18 protein-coding genes and 1 pseudogene are annotated in these 17179 nt (G+C 49.7%); 13 read left to right on the top strand and 6 right to left on the bottom strand.

The window, feature by feature from the left end:
• Positions 1 to 124 precede the first annotated feature (124 nt).
• From OGY83_RS13390 to OGY83_RS13365, 6 genes are all read left to right on the top strand, one after another.
• Positions 125 to 415 carry a SymE family type I addiction module toxin gene (locus OGY83_RS13390; protein ID WP_286636048.1) on the top strand — a complete coding sequence of 97 codons (291 nt, stop codon included), beginning with the start codon at positions 125 to 127 and terminating at the stop codon, positions 413 to 415.
• Positions 416 to 588: 173 nt separating this feature from the next.
• Complete coding sequence (locus tag OGY83_RS13385) at positions 589 to 849, top strand: type II toxin-antitoxin system Phd/YefM family antitoxin (protein WP_286636207.1); 261 nt, start codon at positions 589 to 591, stop codon at positions 847 to 849.
• Positions 850 to 852: 3 nt separating this feature from the next.
• Complete coding sequence (locus OGY83_RS13380) at positions 853 to 1155, top strand: type II toxin-antitoxin system RelE/ParE family toxin (RefSeq protein ID WP_286636046.1); 303 nt, start codon at positions 853 to 855, stop codon at positions 1153 to 1155.
• A 216-nt stretch (positions 1156 to 1371) separates the two neighbouring features.
• The gene (locus OGY83_RS13375; protein ID WP_286636044.1) at positions 1372 to 1857 is read left to right on the top strand and encodes an Hcp family type VI secretion system effector; all 486 of its coding nucleotides are present in this window, start codon (positions 1372 to 1374) and stop codon (positions 1855 to 1857) included.
• A 10-nt stretch (positions 1858 to 1867) separates the two neighbouring features.
• The gene (locus tag OGY83_RS13370; protein WP_079934362.1) at positions 1868 to 2311 is read left to right on the top strand and encodes an STM2901 family protein; all 444 of its coding nucleotides are present in this window, start codon (positions 1868 to 1870) and stop codon (positions 2309 to 2311) included.
• Complete coding sequence (locus OGY83_RS13365) at positions 2305 to 2637, top strand: DUF1493 family protein (RefSeq protein WP_003827189.1); 333 nt, start codon at positions 2305 to 2307, stop codon at positions 2635 to 2637. The genes OGY83_RS13370 and OGY83_RS13365 overlap by 7 nt, the downstream gene beginning before the upstream one ends.
• 94 nt (positions 2638 to 2731) lie before the next feature.
• Here OGY83_RS13365 and misL read toward each other — a convergent pair whose 3' ends face one another.
• Together misL and OGY83_RS13355 are read right to left on the bottom strand one after the other, a co-directional pair.
• The gene (misL, locus tag OGY83_RS13360; RefSeq protein WP_286636042.1) at positions 2732 to 5536 is read right to left on the bottom strand and encodes an intestinal colonization autotransporter adhesin MisL; all 2805 of its coding nucleotides are present in this window, start codon (positions 5534 to 5536) and stop codon (positions 2732 to 2734) included.
• Positions 5537 to 5611: 75 nt separating this feature from the next.
• The gene (locus OGY83_RS13355) at positions 5612 to 6229 is read right to left on the bottom strand and encodes a helix-turn-helix transcriptional regulator (RefSeq protein WP_032945410.1); all 618 of its coding nucleotides are present in this window, start codon (positions 6227 to 6229) and stop codon (positions 5612 to 5614) included.
• A gap of 577 nt (positions 6230 to 6806) precedes the next feature.
• Here OGY83_RS13355 and OGY83_RS13350 point away from each other — a divergent pair.
• From OGY83_RS13350 to OGY83_RS13340, 3 genes are all read left to right on the top strand, one after another.
• Entirely contained in the window at positions 6807 to 7580 is a 774-nt protein-coding gene (locus OGY83_RS13350) for a winged helix-turn-helix domain-containing protein (RefSeq protein WP_079938880.1), read from the top strand.
• On the top strand, positions 7577 to 8041 hold the full coding sequence (locus tag OGY83_RS13345; protein ID WP_286636041.1) for a YqeJ family protein: 465 nt from the start codon (positions 7577 to 7579) through the stop codon (positions 8039 to 8041). The genes OGY83_RS13350 and OGY83_RS13345 overlap by 4 nt, the downstream gene beginning before the upstream one ends.
• A gap of 342 nt (positions 8042 to 8383) precedes the next feature.
• Positions 8384 to 9880, top strand: coding sequence for a C69 family dipeptidase (locus tag OGY83_RS13340; protein ID WP_123269042.1), 1497 nt, complete (start codon positions 8384 to 8386; stop codon positions 9878 to 9880).
• A 36-nt stretch (positions 9881 to 9916) separates the two neighbouring features.
• Here OGY83_RS13340 and OGY83_RS13335 read toward each other — a convergent pair whose 3' ends face one another.
• Positions 9917 to 10819: a LysR family transcriptional regulator gene (locus OGY83_RS13335; protein ID WP_286636039.1), complete on the bottom strand. Its 903-nt coding sequence runs from the start codon at positions 10817 to 10819 to the stop codon at positions 9917 to 9919.
• A gap of 104 nt (positions 10820 to 10923) precedes the next feature.
• Here OGY83_RS13335 and OGY83_RS13330 point away from each other — a divergent pair, with 104 nt between their 5' ends.
• Together OGY83_RS13330 and OGY83_RS13325 are read left to right on the top strand one after the other, a co-directional pair.
• On the top strand, positions 10924 to 11931 hold the full coding sequence (locus tag OGY83_RS13330) for a zinc-binding alcohol dehydrogenase family protein (protein ID WP_191234457.1): 1008 nt from the start codon (positions 10924 to 10926) through the stop codon (positions 11929 to 11931).
• A 1-nt stretch (position 11932) separates the two neighbouring features.
• Positions 11933 to 12238: a putative quinol monooxygenase gene (locus OGY83_RS13325; protein WP_079938875.1), complete on the top strand. Its 306-nt coding sequence runs from the start codon at positions 11933 to 11935 to the stop codon at positions 12236 to 12238.
• Positions 12239 to 12277: 39 nt separating this feature from the next.
• On the opposite strand, the gene OGY83_RS13320 is transcribed toward OGY83_RS13325, so the two are convergent.
• A complete protein-coding gene (locus OGY83_RS13320; RefSeq protein WP_286636036.1) occupies positions 12278 to 13054 on the bottom strand; it encodes an SDR family NAD(P)-dependent oxidoreductase in 777 nt (258 codons plus the stop codon).
• Positions 13055 to 13200: 146 nt separating this feature from the next.
• Here OGY83_RS13320 and OGY83_RS13315 point away from each other — a divergent pair, with 146 nt between their 5' ends.
• On the top strand, positions 13201 to 14145 hold the full coding sequence (locus OGY83_RS13315; RefSeq protein ID WP_079938873.1) for a LysR substrate-binding domain-containing protein: 945 nt from the start codon (positions 13201 to 13203) through the stop codon (positions 14143 to 14145).
• 25 nt (positions 14146 to 14170) lie between these two features.
• Complete coding sequence (locus OGY83_RS13310; RefSeq protein WP_003827166.1) at positions 14171 to 15073, top strand: carboxylate/amino acid/amine transporter; 903 nt, start codon at positions 14171 to 14173, stop codon at positions 15071 to 15073.
• A gap of 28 nt (positions 15074 to 15101) precedes the next feature.
• On the opposite strand, the gene nlpA is transcribed toward OGY83_RS13310, so the two are convergent.
• Both nlpA and OGY83_RS13300 read right to left on the bottom strand, forming a co-directional pair.
• The gene (gene nlpA, locus OGY83_RS13305; RefSeq protein WP_123269047.1) at positions 15102 to 15920 is read right to left on the bottom strand and encodes a lipoprotein NlpA; all 819 of its coding nucleotides are present in this window, start codon (positions 15918 to 15920) and stop codon (positions 15102 to 15104) included.
• Positions 15921 to 16043: 123 nt separating this feature from the next.
• Positions 16044 to 16969 (bottom strand): annotated as a pseudogene (locus tag OGY83_RS13300) (Rpn family recombination-promoting nuclease/putative transposase).
• Positions 16970 to 17179: the final 210 nt, after the last annotated feature.

The following is a 17179-nucleotide window of genomic DNA, read 5'->3' as shown; positions in this document are numbered from 1 at the left end:
TAAGAGCAATACACCACCAACCAGGTACGTACCTTGTATCTGACGACCTGACTTATAAACGCCCTCGCCTGGTATTCGCAGTACCCGGCGAAAGCTAACCTCACCAACTATCAAGGAGTTGATTATGGTTGATTCGCATTCTACCCCAGACACCGACCAATCCGGAACCGAGCGTTCGGTAATTGTGGGATATCGCACGAATGTTTTCGACAAATCCACACCCAAAATTATTCTTTCCGGCAAGTGGCTGCGCGAAGCGGGGTTTGATACCGGGCAACAGATTACCGTAAAAGTGATGAATGGCTGTATCGTCCTGATGGTCTATGGCGAGCAGGAACAACGGCTGCAGGATGAGCTGCAAGAGGCAAATCAGAAGTTGAAAAGAATTGAGAGCACGCTGGCGACTCTCCAGTGAAGTACGGCTGAACCTGTAAGCGTTACTTACATATTACCAGGTCCCGGATGAAGCTTGTGCTTATCCGGCCTACTTTCACAATCCCCTTTGTCTGCACCCCTCCTCATAGTGACCACCAGAAAGATATCGACTATAATGAACGAATCGAACGATTCATGCGAAATGGTGACAATATGCATACTCTTACGGCAAATGAAGCCAAAACCCAGTTTGGCGATATGCTACTTAAAGCGCAGCGAGAACCTGTGCAAATTAATCGTAACGGTAAGCCTGTTGCAGTTGTCGTTTCCATTGAGGACTATGCACAAATGGAAGCCATGAAGCTCCAGTTACTGAAAGCCAAAATTCAGCGTGCTCAAAACGATATTCATTTGGGCAATACTGTCGATGGTGATGCTTTTTTTGATGAGTTGATGGGTCAACACAAAGGATAAAAAGTGAGTTACAAACTTACTGGGGAAGCGCAGCACGATATTATTGAAATCCGTGATTACACATCAAGAAATTGGGGCGCTAAACAGTCCAGGGATTATCTTAAGAAATTACAGGTAGTTCTCTCTCAGTTAGCTGAAATGCCAGGCATGGGGCAGCATCGCATTGATGATTTTGGTGCAGATGTTTACAGCTTTCCTTATGTTAGCCATATGATTTACTACAGTACACAAAACACAAATATTGTTGTATTGGCAGTCTTACACCAAAGCCGAGTACCAACAAAACATCTGGGACAACGTTTGTAGCTCACCACCTTATTTGCCGGATGGCGCTAACGCTTATCCGGCCTACTTTCAAAATGAATTAATCCTCCATAACCAATCATTCTACTTATATATAGATATTTTAAATTCAGCCGTAGAATAATTTATTTATTTTTCTCTATTATTAATACCTTCACTATTGCAAACCTATCGTAAAAACCCTCATATATTATTTTCTCAACAAAATGGATTATTAAAATGGCAATTCCTGCTTATCTCTGGCTCAAAGACGATGGTGGCTTACTTATAAAGGGATCTGTTGATGTAACCAATCGCGAACACTCAATCGAGGTGACATCGTTTAGCCATAACCTTTACATCCCAACGGATGGCAATACAGGAAAGCTTACTGGCACACGTGTGCACGGCGCACTGATTTTTGAGAAGGAATTCGATAGCGCTTCACCTTATCTTTTTAAAGCCGTTGCCACAGGGCAAAACTTGCAATCGGCAGAATTTAGGTGGTACGAGATCAATAATGCAGGTCAGGAAGCAGAGTACTACAACATGCTCCTCGAAGGGGTTAAAGTTGTATCCGTAACACCGATGATGCATGACACTAAAACTGTCATCAATGTTGGTCATAGAGAACAAGTACAGCTACGTTACGATAAAATCACTTGGCATTATCTCGATGGTAACATCCAATATTCGGATGCCTGGAATGAACGCATAACCGAATAAGTGAAATCATATGGACACTATCGAAGAACTTAACGGTACATATTTCTACAGAGGGTTTGCTAATCTTTCAGCAGGAGAACTTCTTTTCTGGATTTTCTTGGATGAAACAAGTGAACAATTTGGCGTAAATGATTACATGACCTTGGGTCTAATTTTACTTGGTCAACCTACGATCGCAACCAGAGGTAAGCCGATAGGGGCAACAGCAGGCACATCACCACTGAGCTCTCAGCTACGACACTGGTTAAATATAGAAACCAGACGTTTACCCACCCTAACTACAGGAAGTATAAGACGATTAAAATTTGCATATGTAACAAATCTGGGCGCTTTTGTTGGAAGATGGATTCCAATATTGGGAATTGTCATAATGGCTTATGACGTGACTGCGATTTCATACAAAGCCACAATTAAATACAACACTATAGCCAGAGGTAAAGATAAGCTATGGTAAGTGATAATGATGTCATCGCCTGGTACGATGAAACATTTAATAAACCCAGCTTATTCTTTAAAAAGCGTTGGCCAGTCACCCTCGATACCAGTCTTTCAACGGGAGATTATGTGTGGGCCAGTGAAACGGGCGCAGACATCATGGATGCTTACTTTGCAACTTTCAATGTTGATTGCGCCAATTTCGATTTCTATAAATATTGGCCTATTGAGACATTCATACTTTATGCAATTTTTACCTGTAGCAGAGATGACGATGAGCCGCAGCCATTAACACTCCGCATGCTGGCAGAGTCTGCAAAAGCAGGTAAATGGCTTTATGACTGAGCCTTATTGACGGATGCCATTTATCCGACCTACCGCTTCCAAAAAATAAAGCCGCCGATCGGTTAATCAGCGGCTTTTAAATTACTGCATTACATTAGAAGTTATATTTCACACCCAACATACCGCGGGTATCGCTGTAGCCTTTGTCACCAACCTGTTGGGCCACGTTGCTCCACACATTGAGGCGCGGAGTGATTTGACCTTCAACGCCGACTTTCAGCTCGCCGATGTTTTTGGTGCCGCGCATGTCGTTGCTCACATCGTCCATTTTCACGCTGGTTGTCTGCGTATTGTGGATCCAGTTGGCTTCAACAAACGGCTGGAACTCGCGTGATTTACCGTCGTCGATGGCGTTGTGACCATTAATAAAGGCTTTCACGCCCAAACGAGTCATCAGGTTGCCGTCGGTGTTGTCCTTCACGCGGGTACCGTTCGCTTCGCGGTGGCTGTCGGCCTGCACGTCCATCCATACCACCTGCGCTTTCGGTTGCAGCCAGTAGCTATTGCGTTCGTTTTCACCCAGTTTGAAGCTGTATCCGGCTTCAACAGAAGCAGTTATCCCGCTGGATTTGTATTTCTCTGCTGCCTGCTCCTGGCCCATCACTTTGTTATCAAACCAGTTGTACAGCGCCCAGGTATCTACGTAGGTGCCGGTCTTGTCGGCGTCATTGGCATACCATGTGCCATACAGCCCCACGCTGTAACCGGTGACCTGACCACGTGAATGGTAGCCGGTCAGGCTGGACTGTGTGCGGTTCTGACTGTTGGCATAACCGGCCATCGCGCCGAGGTGCCAGCGGTCGAGACCGTCGCTACTCCACTGCGCCAGGTCGCCGCCTAGCTGCATCACATAGCTGTTGCTTTGGGTTTTCAACTGCCCGCTACCGTCTTTGAAGCGGGTATGCGCCCCAACGTTACGCATCCACAGGCTGGTAACTTTCTTCTCGCCTGTCAGCATATCGACGTACTGCGTTTCACCCAGACGATCGTGCAGTCGGGTCATAAACAGCGTGTTAGCCGCGTAGTTGTTCGCCAGATAACTGCCTGCTTCCGGACGGTATTGCTGCTCAGTGACAGGAGGCGCAACGGGTTCTTCCGGCTCAGGGAGAATCGGGTCTACAGGATCCACTGGGTCTGGATCAATAGGGTCAACCGGGTCCGGATCAACAGGGTCAGGGTCATGCGGATCGACGGGGTCCGGCTCTTCCGGATCCGGCGGAGCCGGAATAAAGCTGGTCAGATACCAGTTGCTGCCCTTCTGCACCACGTTATAGTCGTACGCCCCGGCAACAATACGGCCCGCTTTCTCAAAAGTACCGTCAGAATTACCGGCTACTTCGATGATCTCAATACCTTCAATGGTCTGCGCCCCGGTTCCGCCAATGTTATTCACCGCCACGAACGCATTACCCGCGGTGTTGCCAAGCACTTTCAGCTTGTCGGTTTCAGAGGTATCGTCATTCAGGACGGTATTGAAAACCAGTTTGCCGCCGTTCCCGGTGAAATCTTCATTGATGGTAAGCGTCTGCCACGGTTCGCCATCAGCATGCCCAAAGTTCACCACTGACCCGCCGTTCAGCGTCAGGTCGGTGAGCGTTGAGCTGTTGGTCATGTTCCAGGTCGCGTCGCTCATTTGCAGCGAGATAACGCCCGTCCCGGCAGTGGCGCTGGTGATATATGACGCCCCGCTCCACAACGAGTTGTCGGTCATGTTGAGCTTAATGGTACTGTTTTGCTGCGGCAGGCTGCTGGTTGCGGCAGTCGCGCCAGCGGCATGAAGATCGCCGTCAATGAGGAAGCGCCCGCCGGCGGAGCCGTCTACGATGCCGCCCGTTTCGGTGCTGATGGCATAACTTTCGTTGCTGTGATCGCCCGCCATGGCAATGGCGGCACCGCCTGCCAGGTTTATCGCCCCGCGTGAAGTCGCATACAGGCCGCGTGGCGCTTTGCTGTATGACGCAGCTTTCGCCGAACTGTTCACGTTGATCGTTGCGTTTTCACCGAGATTCACGGTCGCGTTGGTGGAGTAAACCGCATGTGCGCTGACGCCGTTGACCGTAATCGTCGCGTTGTTGCCCAGTTCCGTTTTGGACGAAGAGGCGGCATAAATCCCCGTGGAAGAAGCACCCGAAGTCTCAATGGTGGCGTCATTGCCAAGCAGGATTGAGGAACCGCTCTGCCCGGTGCGAAGACCTTCTGAACTGTCACCGATCGTCACAATGTGTGCCCGGTCGCCGACCACAATCGTATTTTTGGCCTCCGCTACGCCTTTCATAGCGTTGGCTGTGATACCACGTCCCTGGGAACCGGTGGTTTGAATATACAGATCGTCGCCGACGTAAATGCTGGCCGAGCCCTTCCAACCCTGGCTATAGGAGTTGTAACCGGCGTTAATACCGTCACCATCCTGACCGTCCACATAAATGCTGGTGCGATCCCCGGTGATGATAAAGACCGGGTTATCCGGCGTATTGGCCCCGTGCGTGCGGATACCGTCAACATCTTTACCATTATTGGCGGCATTCTTCGACTGAGTGCGGATCGTCAGGTCGTCCCCAAAAATAACGCCCGGACTACCCGTTGTACTGTTCTGAATAACGGTAACAGAGTGCTCAAAAGCTTCAGCGCCGGGTCCATTAATCGTTAATCCATTGCCATAAACGGGAATCGTGCCCGCACTCCATTGATAAACATAATTCGGCATGGCGCTGGTTTTAGCGAAATTGGCATTTGCCTGCGCTGGAATTATTGCCTGCAATTCCGGGGGCAGACTGCTAACCAGTCCGCTGGAGGGTAGACTATCAACGTCAACCCATGCCGCATGAGTGGAAAATACCATAGAGGTTAATGCGGCTGAAACCGCTATGGCAATACGAGAATAAGATTTGGGATTTGGCATATTAGCCTCCTGCTTTCAGGCGTAGAGCGTCCACCACATCGCAAGGATGTGAAAATAATAAAACTCAAAAATACGTTATAAAATATTCGACAATATTTGATGAATACTATGGCCTAACTTATCTTCAAGCCTGAGCTTGTAGACATATATTTTCTTAATATCGATATTATCTATTTTGGTAATTTGCTGAATACTTTTCCCTGACACAAAACGCTTCAGTAATATCATTTCAGTATAGTTAAGTGAGCGTCCGCGTTTGCTGTTAGCGAGATGACCAGTAAAGAGTCGCCTAATTTTCTGATGTTGTACTTCGTCATCATCATCAGAATATATAATCCCTTGTATTTTATTGCTTTTGGATAGCCAGTAGTTGGCTAATGGTGCCAGGTTCCTGTCTGCTATCAACACAATATGCATACCGCTGTAGGCCAGCCGGTCAACCCATTGCGGGTCGGCAAACAGCCGCAGATTCGGGAAAGAAAAGTCCACAAAAATAAACCCACGTGACAAATGGTTTTGATTATTAAGCAGAAGCTTTTCAATAATTCCTTTTTGCAGAAAGCCATTCCCCTCAGGCCAGATCGCAAAAGCGGCACGGTGACAGTAACTGGCACGAACCGCAGTATCCGGAAATAATTGACAGGATAATTCACAGCTTATGCAACGAACAGTCTGTGACGGTGATCTCTTCATCAAAAATGACTCCTGTTATTTTTCCATAAATATTTCATTGGTAAATAAATGTGTCAATCCAACACGTAGTACGTTCCTTGTCAGTTAATAACAGTGGTACTAATAAAATGTAATAAACTCCTGATGCACTAATATGTATAGGCTGTGAGTAATACGATTGCGCTAAGCTTATTTACGCTTTATCTCAGAATAACAACCGATGCCTTAGGAATTTTATGCATAAATTCAGATTCCAGGATAAACAGTAAAAAAGCACTATTTGCTAAAAAATAACCTGCGTAAAGGTTGCTTATTAATTACGTAATTCTGATAACTGAATCACCCTTGTCATGTTGTGGACAAATATAAAGATAATTCAGATAAAACTGTAATGAATTCTCATTATTTAACCTTAGTTAATTTTAACCTAAGAAACAATAGTGTTAACGCATTGTATTTAAAGGATTTTTAATGAATTGATGAAATTCTTATCTTTGATCATGAACAAAGAGTGAGGCGCATTATCGATTTGGATGTAAAATTTAAAAGATGCGTTAACACACGCTGTGATTCGTTTTGGTTACTGAGGGCTGGGCAATTGTACCTTATCAATCAGTTGGTCGAATTTAATCCTGATAGCAAAAGTCTGGTCAATCGTCAGACCGGGCGAGCAATTCAGCTCCAGCTCCCTGCCTCGCTCTGTTTTCTCTATTTAATTACTCACGCAAGTGACATTGTTTCCCAGAACACGTTGATGACTATTGGTTGGGGTGAAAGAAATAATGTGACCACCACCAACACATTTTACCAGGCTATTCTGACACTACGTAACGCGCTGGCGGACGTGGGGTTGCCTCGTGATACGGTGAAAACTATTTCCCGACGCGGGCTCAGATTAAATGAAAATACGCAAGTAGAGACAATAACGCTTCAACAGAGTGAAGTTTCCCCGCCACCGGTTATTGAAGAAATCACACCCGCAAAGATAATTCCTTCAACACCACAACAAACGATGCAGATACCCTGGTTTGAGGTTTTATTTAGCGCCAGTGTCGTGATTGCCACGCTGATCATCTGGCTGGTGTGGTATCAAACGCGCCCTGTTATGCCGTTTAGTAAATTTGTCCCGGTCTCTATGCAGACCCCTTCGCGGCAAAATTGCAAAATCTATTACTCACCAAATGAACACGACCAGCAAGGCTATTTCAATCTGATGCAGTTACATCCCTATCTCTGTGAAAACAACAAACATGTTTTTCTTTCCGGCTACAGCAAAGCAGAGAGAATCGTAGCATTTGTCTGTGATAAAGATGCACGGGTGGATGCTAACGCGTTTTGCACTACTCATTATTACTGGATGCGCGGGCAATGAAAAAAACACACCACCTTATTTTGCTCATAATCGGTCTTGCGATATTGCTCGGTTCAGGTGGGTGGCTATGGTATTCACGCTATGCCGACAAGCCGCTGAATTGCATCGGTAACATGGAATGGAACATTGGCAGCAATCGCTTTACCGGTACGTTATCGTTTCGGATGTACAACAGTGAAGGCCTGGCCACCATTACCGGCAAACTGTACGGGCGTAATACCTCAGATATCAGCAGGAACATCTATTTTAACTACACCCAAAAACGCGATGCGCGAGTGCTACAGGCGATGCAGGTCGTCAAAACCTTCGCCGACACCGCTGATGAAGCGGATATTAACAACACATTACCTGGATTTTATCGTCAAAGCGGACGAAGCCTGAGCCTGGTCATGGAGGAGTATAAAGGTGCATGGATTTTTGCCAGCTCCAATGTGCCCTCGCTGTATTGCCGCAAAAGGTAGCGTCATATCCGGAAACAAAAAGTACAGCCCCTCAATGAAATTCACATTTGTCATCATTGACTTACGCGACATGGGTCACTGAATCCACACATAACCCATTGCTATTCTTCATCGCGAATCAGGAAACATCCTGAATATCACAATATCCGTTGCGTAATAATTAAGCGAAATGGGCGTTTTATTTTGCTCAGAAGACTTCAACCTACGGATGGATATTTGGAGAAGACGTGGGCAGGGGCGTTTATCTCTCTCGCGAGTAATGTCTGAGCATTCAGGCGTTATCGCATTTCAGGAAACGATGTGTTTCCGGTGTATTTTTGGCGTACATATGAGGGATACGTAATGTTTACTTTTAAAAAGTGCCTGATTGCACTTTCTATAAATTTGGCCGTTGTTTCATCAGGTTTTGCGTGTACGACCCTGCTGGTCGGCAACGAAGCATCAGCGGACGGCTCCATGCTGGTCGCCCGTAGCGCAGACAGCGATGCCCTGAAAGCACAGCATTTTGTCATTCATCCGGCAAAGCAAAATCAGACCGGGGTATACAGCACCAAAGCACATAATGGTGCGAATGATTTTACCTGGCCACTGCCGAAAAACTCTCTGCGTTATACCACTGTCCCAAACTGGAAAACCCAACTGCACGGCGCGACCGGATTTAACGAGCTGGGCGTTGGCGTGAGCGGTACAGAATCCATTTTTGCCTCACCAAAAGCGCTGGCTGCCGACCCGTACGTTGAGGATAAAGGGATCACCGAAGACGATATCCCGGATATTCTGCTGTCGCAGAGCAAAACCGCGCGTGAAGCCGTGGCGCTGTTGGGCCATATCGTTGAGACCGTCGGCGCAGGCGAAGGTTTTGGCGTTGCCGTCGTCGACGATAACGAGATCTGGTACCTGGAGACCGGTAGCGGCCACCAGTGGATGGCGCAGCGTCTGCCGAATAACCAGTATTTTGCCACAGGTAATCAGGGCCGCTTACAGGATTACGATCCTAAAAACCCGGACATGATGGCGTCAAAAAACCTGATTCAATTTGCGACCGAAAAAGGTCTGTACGATCCGGCGAAAGATGGCAAATTCAACTTCTCCAAAGCCTATACCCGTGATGACGAGCGTGACCGCACGTATAACGACCCTCGCGTATGGACCATCCAGAAAGAGTTCAATCCTTCCGTAAATCAGGATATGGCCAAAGGGCGCGAATTCCCGGTCTTCATGACCCCAGAGAAGAAAATGACGCTGGACGATGTGAAGGCCGTACTGCGTAGCCACTATGAAGGCACCAGCCATGACCCATACACCAATGGTTTGAACGGCAAAGAGCCATGGCGTCCAGTTAGCGTTTTCCGTACCTATGAAGCGCACGTTATGCAGGTCCGTCCGTGGTTGCCAAAAGAGATTGGTGAAACGACCTACATTGGTCTGGGCATGGCTGACCTTACCGCCTTTGTTCCGTACTACAGCGGCCTGAAAGCGTATCCGGCAAACTACACGATGGGTAGCGACAAAGCGGACGATCAATCCATTTACTGGAAATACCGTAAGTTACAGACGCTGACGATGACCGATTATCCGAAGCTCGCGCCGATCGTCAAAAAAGCCTACAAAGCGTGGGAAGATAAAGTCGCGAAGGAGCAAAAAGAGGTCGAAGCAGAGTATCTGAAGATGGCGAAAACCGATAAACCTGCCGCCGATAAGATGCTGAATGACTTCAACCTGCGCATCATGGCCGATGCTGAGAAGCTGACAGAGGACCTGACAAATCAGCTGTTTACCATCCGCACCAAAGACATTCAGTCTGATATCTTCTTCGCTAACGCCGCGAAGAAAGACTGAGTAACGACACGATAGTATTCTGGCGTAAAGCGCTTATTAGCTTTGCGCCAGCATTTCACACCGCGCCTTCACCGCGTCGTGCAGCAGACGAACCGCCGTTGAAAGCTGCTTCCGATGCGGGCAAATCATATTCAGCGGAACTTTCTCTCCCTGATAATCCGGCATCAGCAGTTGTAATCGACCGTCACGCACATCCTCGCTGACATCCAGCCACGACTTGTACGCCACACCTTCTCCGGCAATCGCCAGGCGTCGGATCACTTCCGCATCGTCGCTCATAATGGTGCCGTTAACCTGCACACTACTGACCTCGCCGTTGCGCGTAAACGTCCAGCTATCGTGCAGGCGGCCGCGTAATACGAAAGTCATGGCGTTGAGCTGTGTTAAATCATCCGGTTTTTGCGGCGCGTCGTTTTGCTCAACCCATTCCGGTGATGCCACCAGCACACGTCGGTTACCCGGTGCAACGGGCAGCGCAATGTAAGACGCGTCTTCGGTGTTGCCATAGCGAAACGCAACATCGACGGGGTCTTTAAAGACATCCGTTACCTGGTCGGAGAAAAAAATCCGCAGGCGCAGCGCGGGATAGCGGCGTCGAAACGACTGAAAGACCGGCAGCAGCAGGTTACGACCAAGATCGGAAGGCACGGCGATTTGCAGCGTGCCTGAAACTTCATCTTCCGGGGTCTGAATTTTTTGCAGCCCGGCATGCATCACGTCCAGCATCTGGCGGGCATAGGGTAACCAGACTTCACCTTCTGGCGTCAGGCGCAGGCTGCGCGTGGAGCGGGCGAACAAGCGGATAGCCAACGTAGACTCCAGGCGCTTGATAGCAGAACTGACCTGAGCAGGCTGCACGCCGACTTCGCGCGCAGCATCACTAAAACTATTCAGCGCCGCGGCGCGGACAAACAACGTGAGATCTTCAAGCCGGAACATTTTCACTCCCCGAGTATAAGTCCTGTCGCCGTAGGGCTATTTTTCCCGTTCTGTTACCGGTTTACCATCGAATTATTCAACTGATTCCTGTGACCGGAGAGAATATGAAAGCCATCGCCATTACCCGCGCCGCGACCGACGGTAATAACATTGAATTTTTACAAGAGATTGACCTGCCCATGCCAGTTGCTACCGGGCATGATCTGCTGGTTGAAGTGAAAGCCATTTCCGTCAACCCCGTGGATACCAAGGTCCGCGAAGGTTTTAACGCTGATGTGCCGCGCGTACTGGGCTGGGATGCCGTTGGCGTGGTGAAGTCCGTGGGTGAAGCCGTCACCCTGTTCGCACCTGGCGATGAAGTCTGGTACGCCGGTGCGCTGGGCCGCGCTGGCAGTAACAGTGAATTTCAACTGGTTGATGAACGTATTACCGCGCTGAAGCCAAAAACACTGGATAACGCTTCCGCTGCGGCGCTGCCGCTGACCGCCATCACCGCCTGGGAAATGCTGTTCGACCGTCTGGGCGTTGAGGAAAATGGCAATGAAGATGATGTGTTATTGATTGTTGGCGCGGCTGGCGGCGTCGGTTCTATTCTGACGCAACTGGCCAGTAAGCTGACCAAAATGACCGTCATCGGCACCGCATCACGTCCGCAGAGCCAGAAATGGGTACGTGAAGCGGGTGCTCATCATGTGATTGATCACAGCAAGCCGTTGACGGAAGAGCTGGCACGGATAGGCATTAAAGAGGTGACGCATGTTGCCAGCCTGAACAATACCGAGCAGCACTATTCACAAATTATTGCTGCCCTGGCGCCGCAGGGCAAACTGGCGCTGATTGACGATCCGCAAACTCTCGATGCGCGTCCGCTGAAGGCCAAAAGCATTTCGCTGCACTGGGAGTTTATGTTTACCCGTTCGATGTTTACCACCCACGACATCATTGCGCAGCATCAGTTACTGACCCGCGTGGCGCAGCTGATCGATAACAACACTCTTCGCACCACGCTGGGCGAGCATTTTGGTGCTATCACTGCGGCAAATCTGCAAAAAGCCCACGCACAAATTGAAACCGGTCGCTCGGTCGGCAAGATTGTGCTGGAGGGGTTTTAACATGTCTGATTCTGACGTGATTTCAATTATTGCGGTACTGAAAGCCAAACCAGGGAAAATCGATGCACTGAAGCAGGCGCTACAAGCTCTGCTGCTGCCCACGCACCGGGAGCCGGGCAATATTGAATATGCCCTGTTCCAGTTACGCGACACGCCGGATGTGTTCTACGTGCGCGAATCCTGGCGCGGTCAGGCCGGTCTTGACGAGCATATCGCTCTGCCACATTTCCAGGCGTTCATTCTGCAAATGAACGATCTGCTAGCCGAACCGCTACGGCTGGATTATCTGACGCCGATTGCGCCTTAATGTCTCGACACTCCCCCGCGGCTATGCGGGGGATTTACATCAAATATTCCGCCCGGCCATAACACCACCATCCACATCCCAGACAGCACCGGTCACCCAACCCGTTTTATCAGACAACAGGAAGGCGACGGATTCAGCCACATCACACGGCGTACCGACCCGACCAATCGGATGGAAACTGTCAAAGCTGCTCATCACACCTTGTACGTCTTCTTTCGGGATAAATCCTTCGTAGATAGGTGTATGCACCACTGCCGGAGAGACTGCATTGACGCGAATCCCATTCGCCCCCAGCTCGATGGCCAGATTTTTAGTTAATGCATGCAGGCCCGCTTTTGCCATTGAGTACGCTGAAGAAGGTGTTGCGCCAATTGCTTGTTGTGCCCACATCGAACCAATATTCACAATGGCACCCTGGATGTTAGCCTCCACCATATTACGCACGACATCGCGGGTAATAAAAAACGTCGCGCGGTTGAGGCTCATGTACAGCTCATAATCTTCAACTTCATGATCAGTGAAAGGTTTTGGGAAGAAAACCCCAGCGGCATTGACCAACAGGTTGATGTCTTTGTGCTCAGTATTCACCGTTGCCATCACCTGCTTAACGCCCGCTTCTGACATCAGATCCGCCACAATGACAGAGACGTCACCCAGCTCCACCAACGCCCGACGAGCCCGTTCCGCTTTCTCGGCACGATTGCCAACCAACACCACTCGACCACCACCCTGGAGGATTAGTTTTGCAGTTTCAAATCCGATACCACTGGTGCCGCCTACCACTAACAGTTTTTTACCGACAAATAATGTGTTCATCGCTAGCCTCGTTTCACGTATTCGTTAATGCGCTAACAATGCCACTACCCTGAGGCGCTGACGAATGAGAAGAAATAGCGATCCGAGAAAGAAAATCTATCTCGATGGCATATACTGAGGATATTTACAAAACGGGAAATGATCTGATGCGATCGCTGAATCGGCTTAAATGGTTACACGCTTTTGAGGCCACTGCCCGCCACGGCAGTTTTACCGGGGCGGCACAGGAACTGGGGGTCACTCCGGCTGCCGTTGGGCAACTGGTACGTGCGCTGGAAGACTGGGTTGGCCACCCGCTGCTGCATCGTACCCGTTCAGGCAAAGAGCGCCTGACGCTGGTCAGCGAAGCACAGGACGCGTTGCGTGAGATAACCCAGGGACTGGATAGTCTGGAATCCGGGCTGAACAAGTTACGCGGTCGGCGGGCGCGCTCGGTGGTGATCATCACGGCCTCTCAGGTACTGGTGATGAACTGGCTGATGAGCCGCCTCAACCGTTTCTCACAAGCGCATGAAAACATAGAATTACGCCTGAACGTGACGGAAAAGCTGATGGATGTTGCTCATGGCGAAGCGGATTTGGGCGTACGTTGCGGCAAAGGCGACTGGCCTGGGGTAAATAAAACCTGGCTGATGGATGAAGAAGCGGTTCTGGTCTGTAGCCCACGTATTGTGCCAGTAGATAAAATATCCTGTGGTGAATGGTTGGCCGGACAGAAGCTTATCCATGATGACACTCCCCACCCCGGCGCCAATTTCCCGGACTGGAATGATGTCCTGACCGCCACCCAGGCACCTGTCGTTCGCGACAGTGGATTGCACATCAACTCTACCTCCGCGGTGATTCTGGCGGCGCTCAGCGGCCAGGGTGTCGCCATTGTGCGCAGGGCATTGGTGCAGCAACTACTGACAGACGGACAACTGGTTCAGCTTCATCCCAACACCCGCTGGCCTCTGGCATGGTCTTACTACATTGTTACGCCGCAGCACGCGGTAATGCGCCCGGAGGTAAAAGTCTTTAATGACTGGCTGATTGCGGATGTGCTGGCAGAAATCACAACCATCTCTGCTATGATGCCTGCACACAAATAAAACAAAACAACATGCCGAGGGAAAGATGAGTTCCACCAGAAGAGGGATGATGAATGTCCTGATTGCCGCAGTATTGTGGGGAAGTTCAGGCGTTTGCGCGCAATATATCATGGAGCAAAGCCAGATGTCATCGCAGTTTCTGACCATGACGCGCCTGATTTTCGCCGGGCTCATTCTGCTGATGCTCTCTTTCGTTCACGGCGACAAAGTGTTCTCCATTATCAAAAATCGCAAAGACGCCATCAGCCTGCTGATTTTTTCCGTGGTTGGCGCACTCACCGTACAGCTAACCTTCCTGCTGACCATTGAAAAATCCAACGCCGCCACCGCGACGGTGCTGCAATTTTTGTCACCGACCATTATCGTGGCGTGGTTCTCCGTGGTGCGCAAAGCGCGACCGGGGATTTTAGTGCTGACCGCTATCTTCACCTCGCTTATCGGCACCTTCTTGCTGGTCACCCACGGTAACCCGACATCGCTGTCTATCTCACCTGCCGCGCTTTTCTGGGGAATTGCCTCGGCGTTTGCCGCCGCGTTCTACACCACCTACCCATCAACGCTTATCGCGCGCTACGGCACGCTGCCGGTCGTCGGCTGGAGTATGTTAATCGGCGGCATGATCCTGCTGCCGTTTTATGCCGGGCAGGGCACTAATTTCGTAGTGAATGGCAGTTTGATTCTGGCGTTTTTCTATCTGGTGGTCATCGGCACATCGCTGACATTTAGCCTGTATTTGAAAGGCGCGCAGATGATTGGCGGACCGAAAGCGAGCATTTTAAGCTGCGCAGAACCGTTGAGCAGCGCGTTGCTGTCCCTGCTGTTGTTAGGTATTACTTTTACCCTGCCAGACTGGCTGGGCACGCTTTTGATCCTCTCTTCGGTAATACTTATCTCAATGGACTCACGTCGCCGCGCCAGAGCGGTTTAGCGCCAACCGGCGCGGCAAAGGGTCATGATTACCAGCCCGGAACCGCGCCGCCGTTAAAGATAGTTTCTGCCGCCTTCGCCACTTCCGGTGACTGATAAGATTGCAGGAATTCTTTCACATTCTCGGCATCTTTGTTGTCTTCTCGCGCCACCAGAATGTTCACGTACGGTGAGTTTTTGTCTTCAATAAATACGCTGTCATGTACCGGGGAAAGCCCGGTTTGCTGGATGTAGGTGGTACTGATAATCGCCACATCCACTTTCTGATCGTCCAATACGCGCGGCAGCTGCGCACCTTCCAGTTCCATAATTTTCAAATGCCGCGGATTATCCGTAATATCCAGCACTGTTGGCAGCAGGCCAGTATCCGCTTTAAGGGTGATTAACTTCTCTTTTTGCAGTAGCAACAGCGCCCGACCCAGATTGGTCGGGTCGTTAGGTATCGCTATTGTTGCACCGTCTTTTAGTTCGGCGACAGTTTTGATTTTCTTCGAATAACCAGCCATCGGGAACACAAAGGTATTGCCCACCGCAACCAGCTTATAGTCGTGTGCTTTATTATCTTGTTCGAGGAACGGACGGTGCTGGAAGACGTTAGCATCCAGCTCACCATGATTGGTGGCATCGTTGGGCAGCAGAGAACCGCTAAACCCCACCAGCTCCACCTCCAGGCCATATTTTTCTTTAGCGACTTTCTTCGCGACCTCCGCCACATCCTGCTCTGCGCCGTTAATTACACCCACTTTTATATGCTTTGCATCACTGCTCTGTTGATCGCACCCTGCCAGCAATAATCCCGCCAGTAATACCGCCGCCCCGGCCCCGAAATAAGGTATCTTCAGCTTCACGTTTTATCCTTTTGCAATAACCGCCTGATGAGTAATGAAATGACTATAGCGGGAAGGTCGCTGCGGTTTAAAAAACGAAAAAGCATCAGCAAGAAGAAAAAAGCATAACGAGAAAAGAGATAATTAGCCGGAATGCGCCGTTAGCTCATCAATGGAAAGCCCGGTAATAACTAGCACCAGTTCACGATCGATCCCCTTCTCAAGCATGGCATGGGCTATCCGCAACGCTTCGTCCTTTTTGCCCTCTAGCAAACCCTTTTGCAGTCCCTCCTGCAGGCCACTGCGATGACCCGACTCACGTAAGCATTCTGCAATCGTCATTAATATCTCCTTATGCTGTGGAACGCGCAGGGCAACCTGTCGAATAAACGCCTCAAAACGCGATGCGCTGCCAGACTGCACCAGGTAATTAAATAGCGTTTCTACCTGACTGTCATTAGCGTGTCCCTTAATCAATAGGGCAACCAGTTTATCGACCAGCACCATCAAATCGCGCTCGCGTATATGCTTCTGGACAAGTTCCAGGAGCGCCACTCGCCGGTGCTGCATAATCTCATCATCAGAGACCACCGTGATATCGACCAGCGGGAAGGCCGCGCCATAAAGCTGCCGCGCAGTTCCTGGATCATCAAATTCATCCAGCCAGCACAGTGAAAAAGGGTACGGGCTGGCGATGCCATGATAAAAAGTATCGGAATCACCAGCGGCAGCGTTTTGTGCCCGGCATCAAGGTGATTCTGCATCGCGGCAATGGCGTAACGCATCATCCGAAATGCCATATGGGCATCCGGTGAACTCTGGTGTTCAATCAACGCGTAGATATAGCCTTTACCGGTTCTCGTTTTTAGCGACCACAGAACATCGGAATAACTGGCACGCAGGTCTTCCTCAATAAAACTCCCTGGCTCCAGCTTCAGTGTGTTCAGATCGCAAAGTTCACGTAATGGTGCGGGGAGATAGCTATCAAGAAAATCCCGTGCCGTTTCTGGATGGCTTAAGAATTTTTTAAATACCGCATCATGCGGCGTAGAAGTTGTTGGTTTTTTCATGGCGGTCCGTCACCAGAAGAACAAGATGACGGAACCTTACTCGCCAGTCGCACACACAACATCTGGGAACTTTTCTATCTGCGAGGCGGCTTGGCGGATAAATACATGCTTTTGCAATGTATTCATTTTCAGGGAATAGCGTTCGCAAAAATGCCCGGTAAGCGTGATCACCTCCGGGCATTTTTTATGAGCCATCCGGCAATGGCGACA

Source organism: Citrobacter sp. Cpo090, assembly GCF_030332665.1.
Taxonomy (GTDB): domain Bacteria; phylum Pseudomonadota; class Gammaproteobacteria; order Enterobacterales; family Enterobacteriaceae; genus Citrobacter; species Citrobacter portucalensis.
Note: the sequence above shows the minus strand (reverse complement) of the source record. Positions and strands in the feature narration are given on the sequence as shown.

Coding starts and splice junctions, on each gene's coding strand:
- OGY83_RS13390 (WP_286636048.1), top strand. CDS start 125: ATGGTTGATTCGCATTCTACCCCAGACACCGACCAATCCGGAACCGAG.
- OGY83_RS13385 (WP_286636207.1), top strand. CDS start 589: ATGCATACTCTTACGGCAAATGAAGCCAAAACCCAGTTTGGCGATATG.
- OGY83_RS13375 (WP_286636044.1), top strand. CDS start 1,372: ATGGCAATTCCTGCTTATCTCTGGCTCAAAGACGATGGTGGCTTACTT.
- OGY83_RS13370 (WP_079934362.1), top strand. CDS start 1,868: ATGGACACTATCGAAGAACTTAACGGTACATATTTCTACAGAGGGTTT.
- OGY83_RS13365 (WP_003827189.1), top strand. CDS start 2,305: ATGGTAAGTGATAATGATGTCATCGCCTGGTACGATGAAACATTTAAT.
- misL (WP_286636042.1), bottom strand. CDS start 5,536: ATGCCAAATCCCAAATCTTATTCTCGTATTGCCATAGCGGTTTCAGCC.
- OGY83_RS13355 (WP_032945410.1), bottom strand. CDS start 6,229: ATGAAGAGATCACCGTCACAGACTGTTCGTTGCATAAGCTGTGAATTA.
- OGY83_RS13345 (WP_286636041.1), top strand. CDS start 7,577: ATGAAAAAAACACACCACCTTATTTTGCTCATAATCGGTCTTGCGATA.
- OGY83_RS13340 (WP_123269042.1), top strand. CDS start 8,384: ATGTTTACTTTTAAAAAGTGCCTGATTGCACTTTCTATAAATTTGGCC.
- OGY83_RS13335 (WP_286636039.1), bottom strand. CDS start 10,819: ATGTTCCGGCTTGAAGATCTCACGTTGTTTGTCCGCGCCGCGGCGCTG.
- OGY83_RS13330 (WP_191234457.1), top strand. CDS start 10,924: ATGAAAGCCATCGCCATTACCCGCGCCGCGACCGACGGTAATAACATT.
- OGY83_RS13325 (WP_079938875.1), top strand. CDS start 11,933: ATGTCTGATTCTGACGTGATTTCAATTATTGCGGTACTGAAAGCCAAA.
- OGY83_RS13320 (WP_286636036.1), bottom strand. CDS start 13,054: ATGAACACATTATTTGTCGGTAAAAAACTGTTAGTGGTAGGCGGCACC.
- OGY83_RS13315 (WP_079938873.1), top strand. CDS start 13,201: ATGCGATCGCTGAATCGGCTTAAATGGTTACACGCTTTTGAGGCCACT.
- OGY83_RS13310 (WP_003827166.1), top strand. CDS start 14,171: ATGAGTTCCACCAGAAGAGGGATGATGAATGTCCTGATTGCCGCAGTA.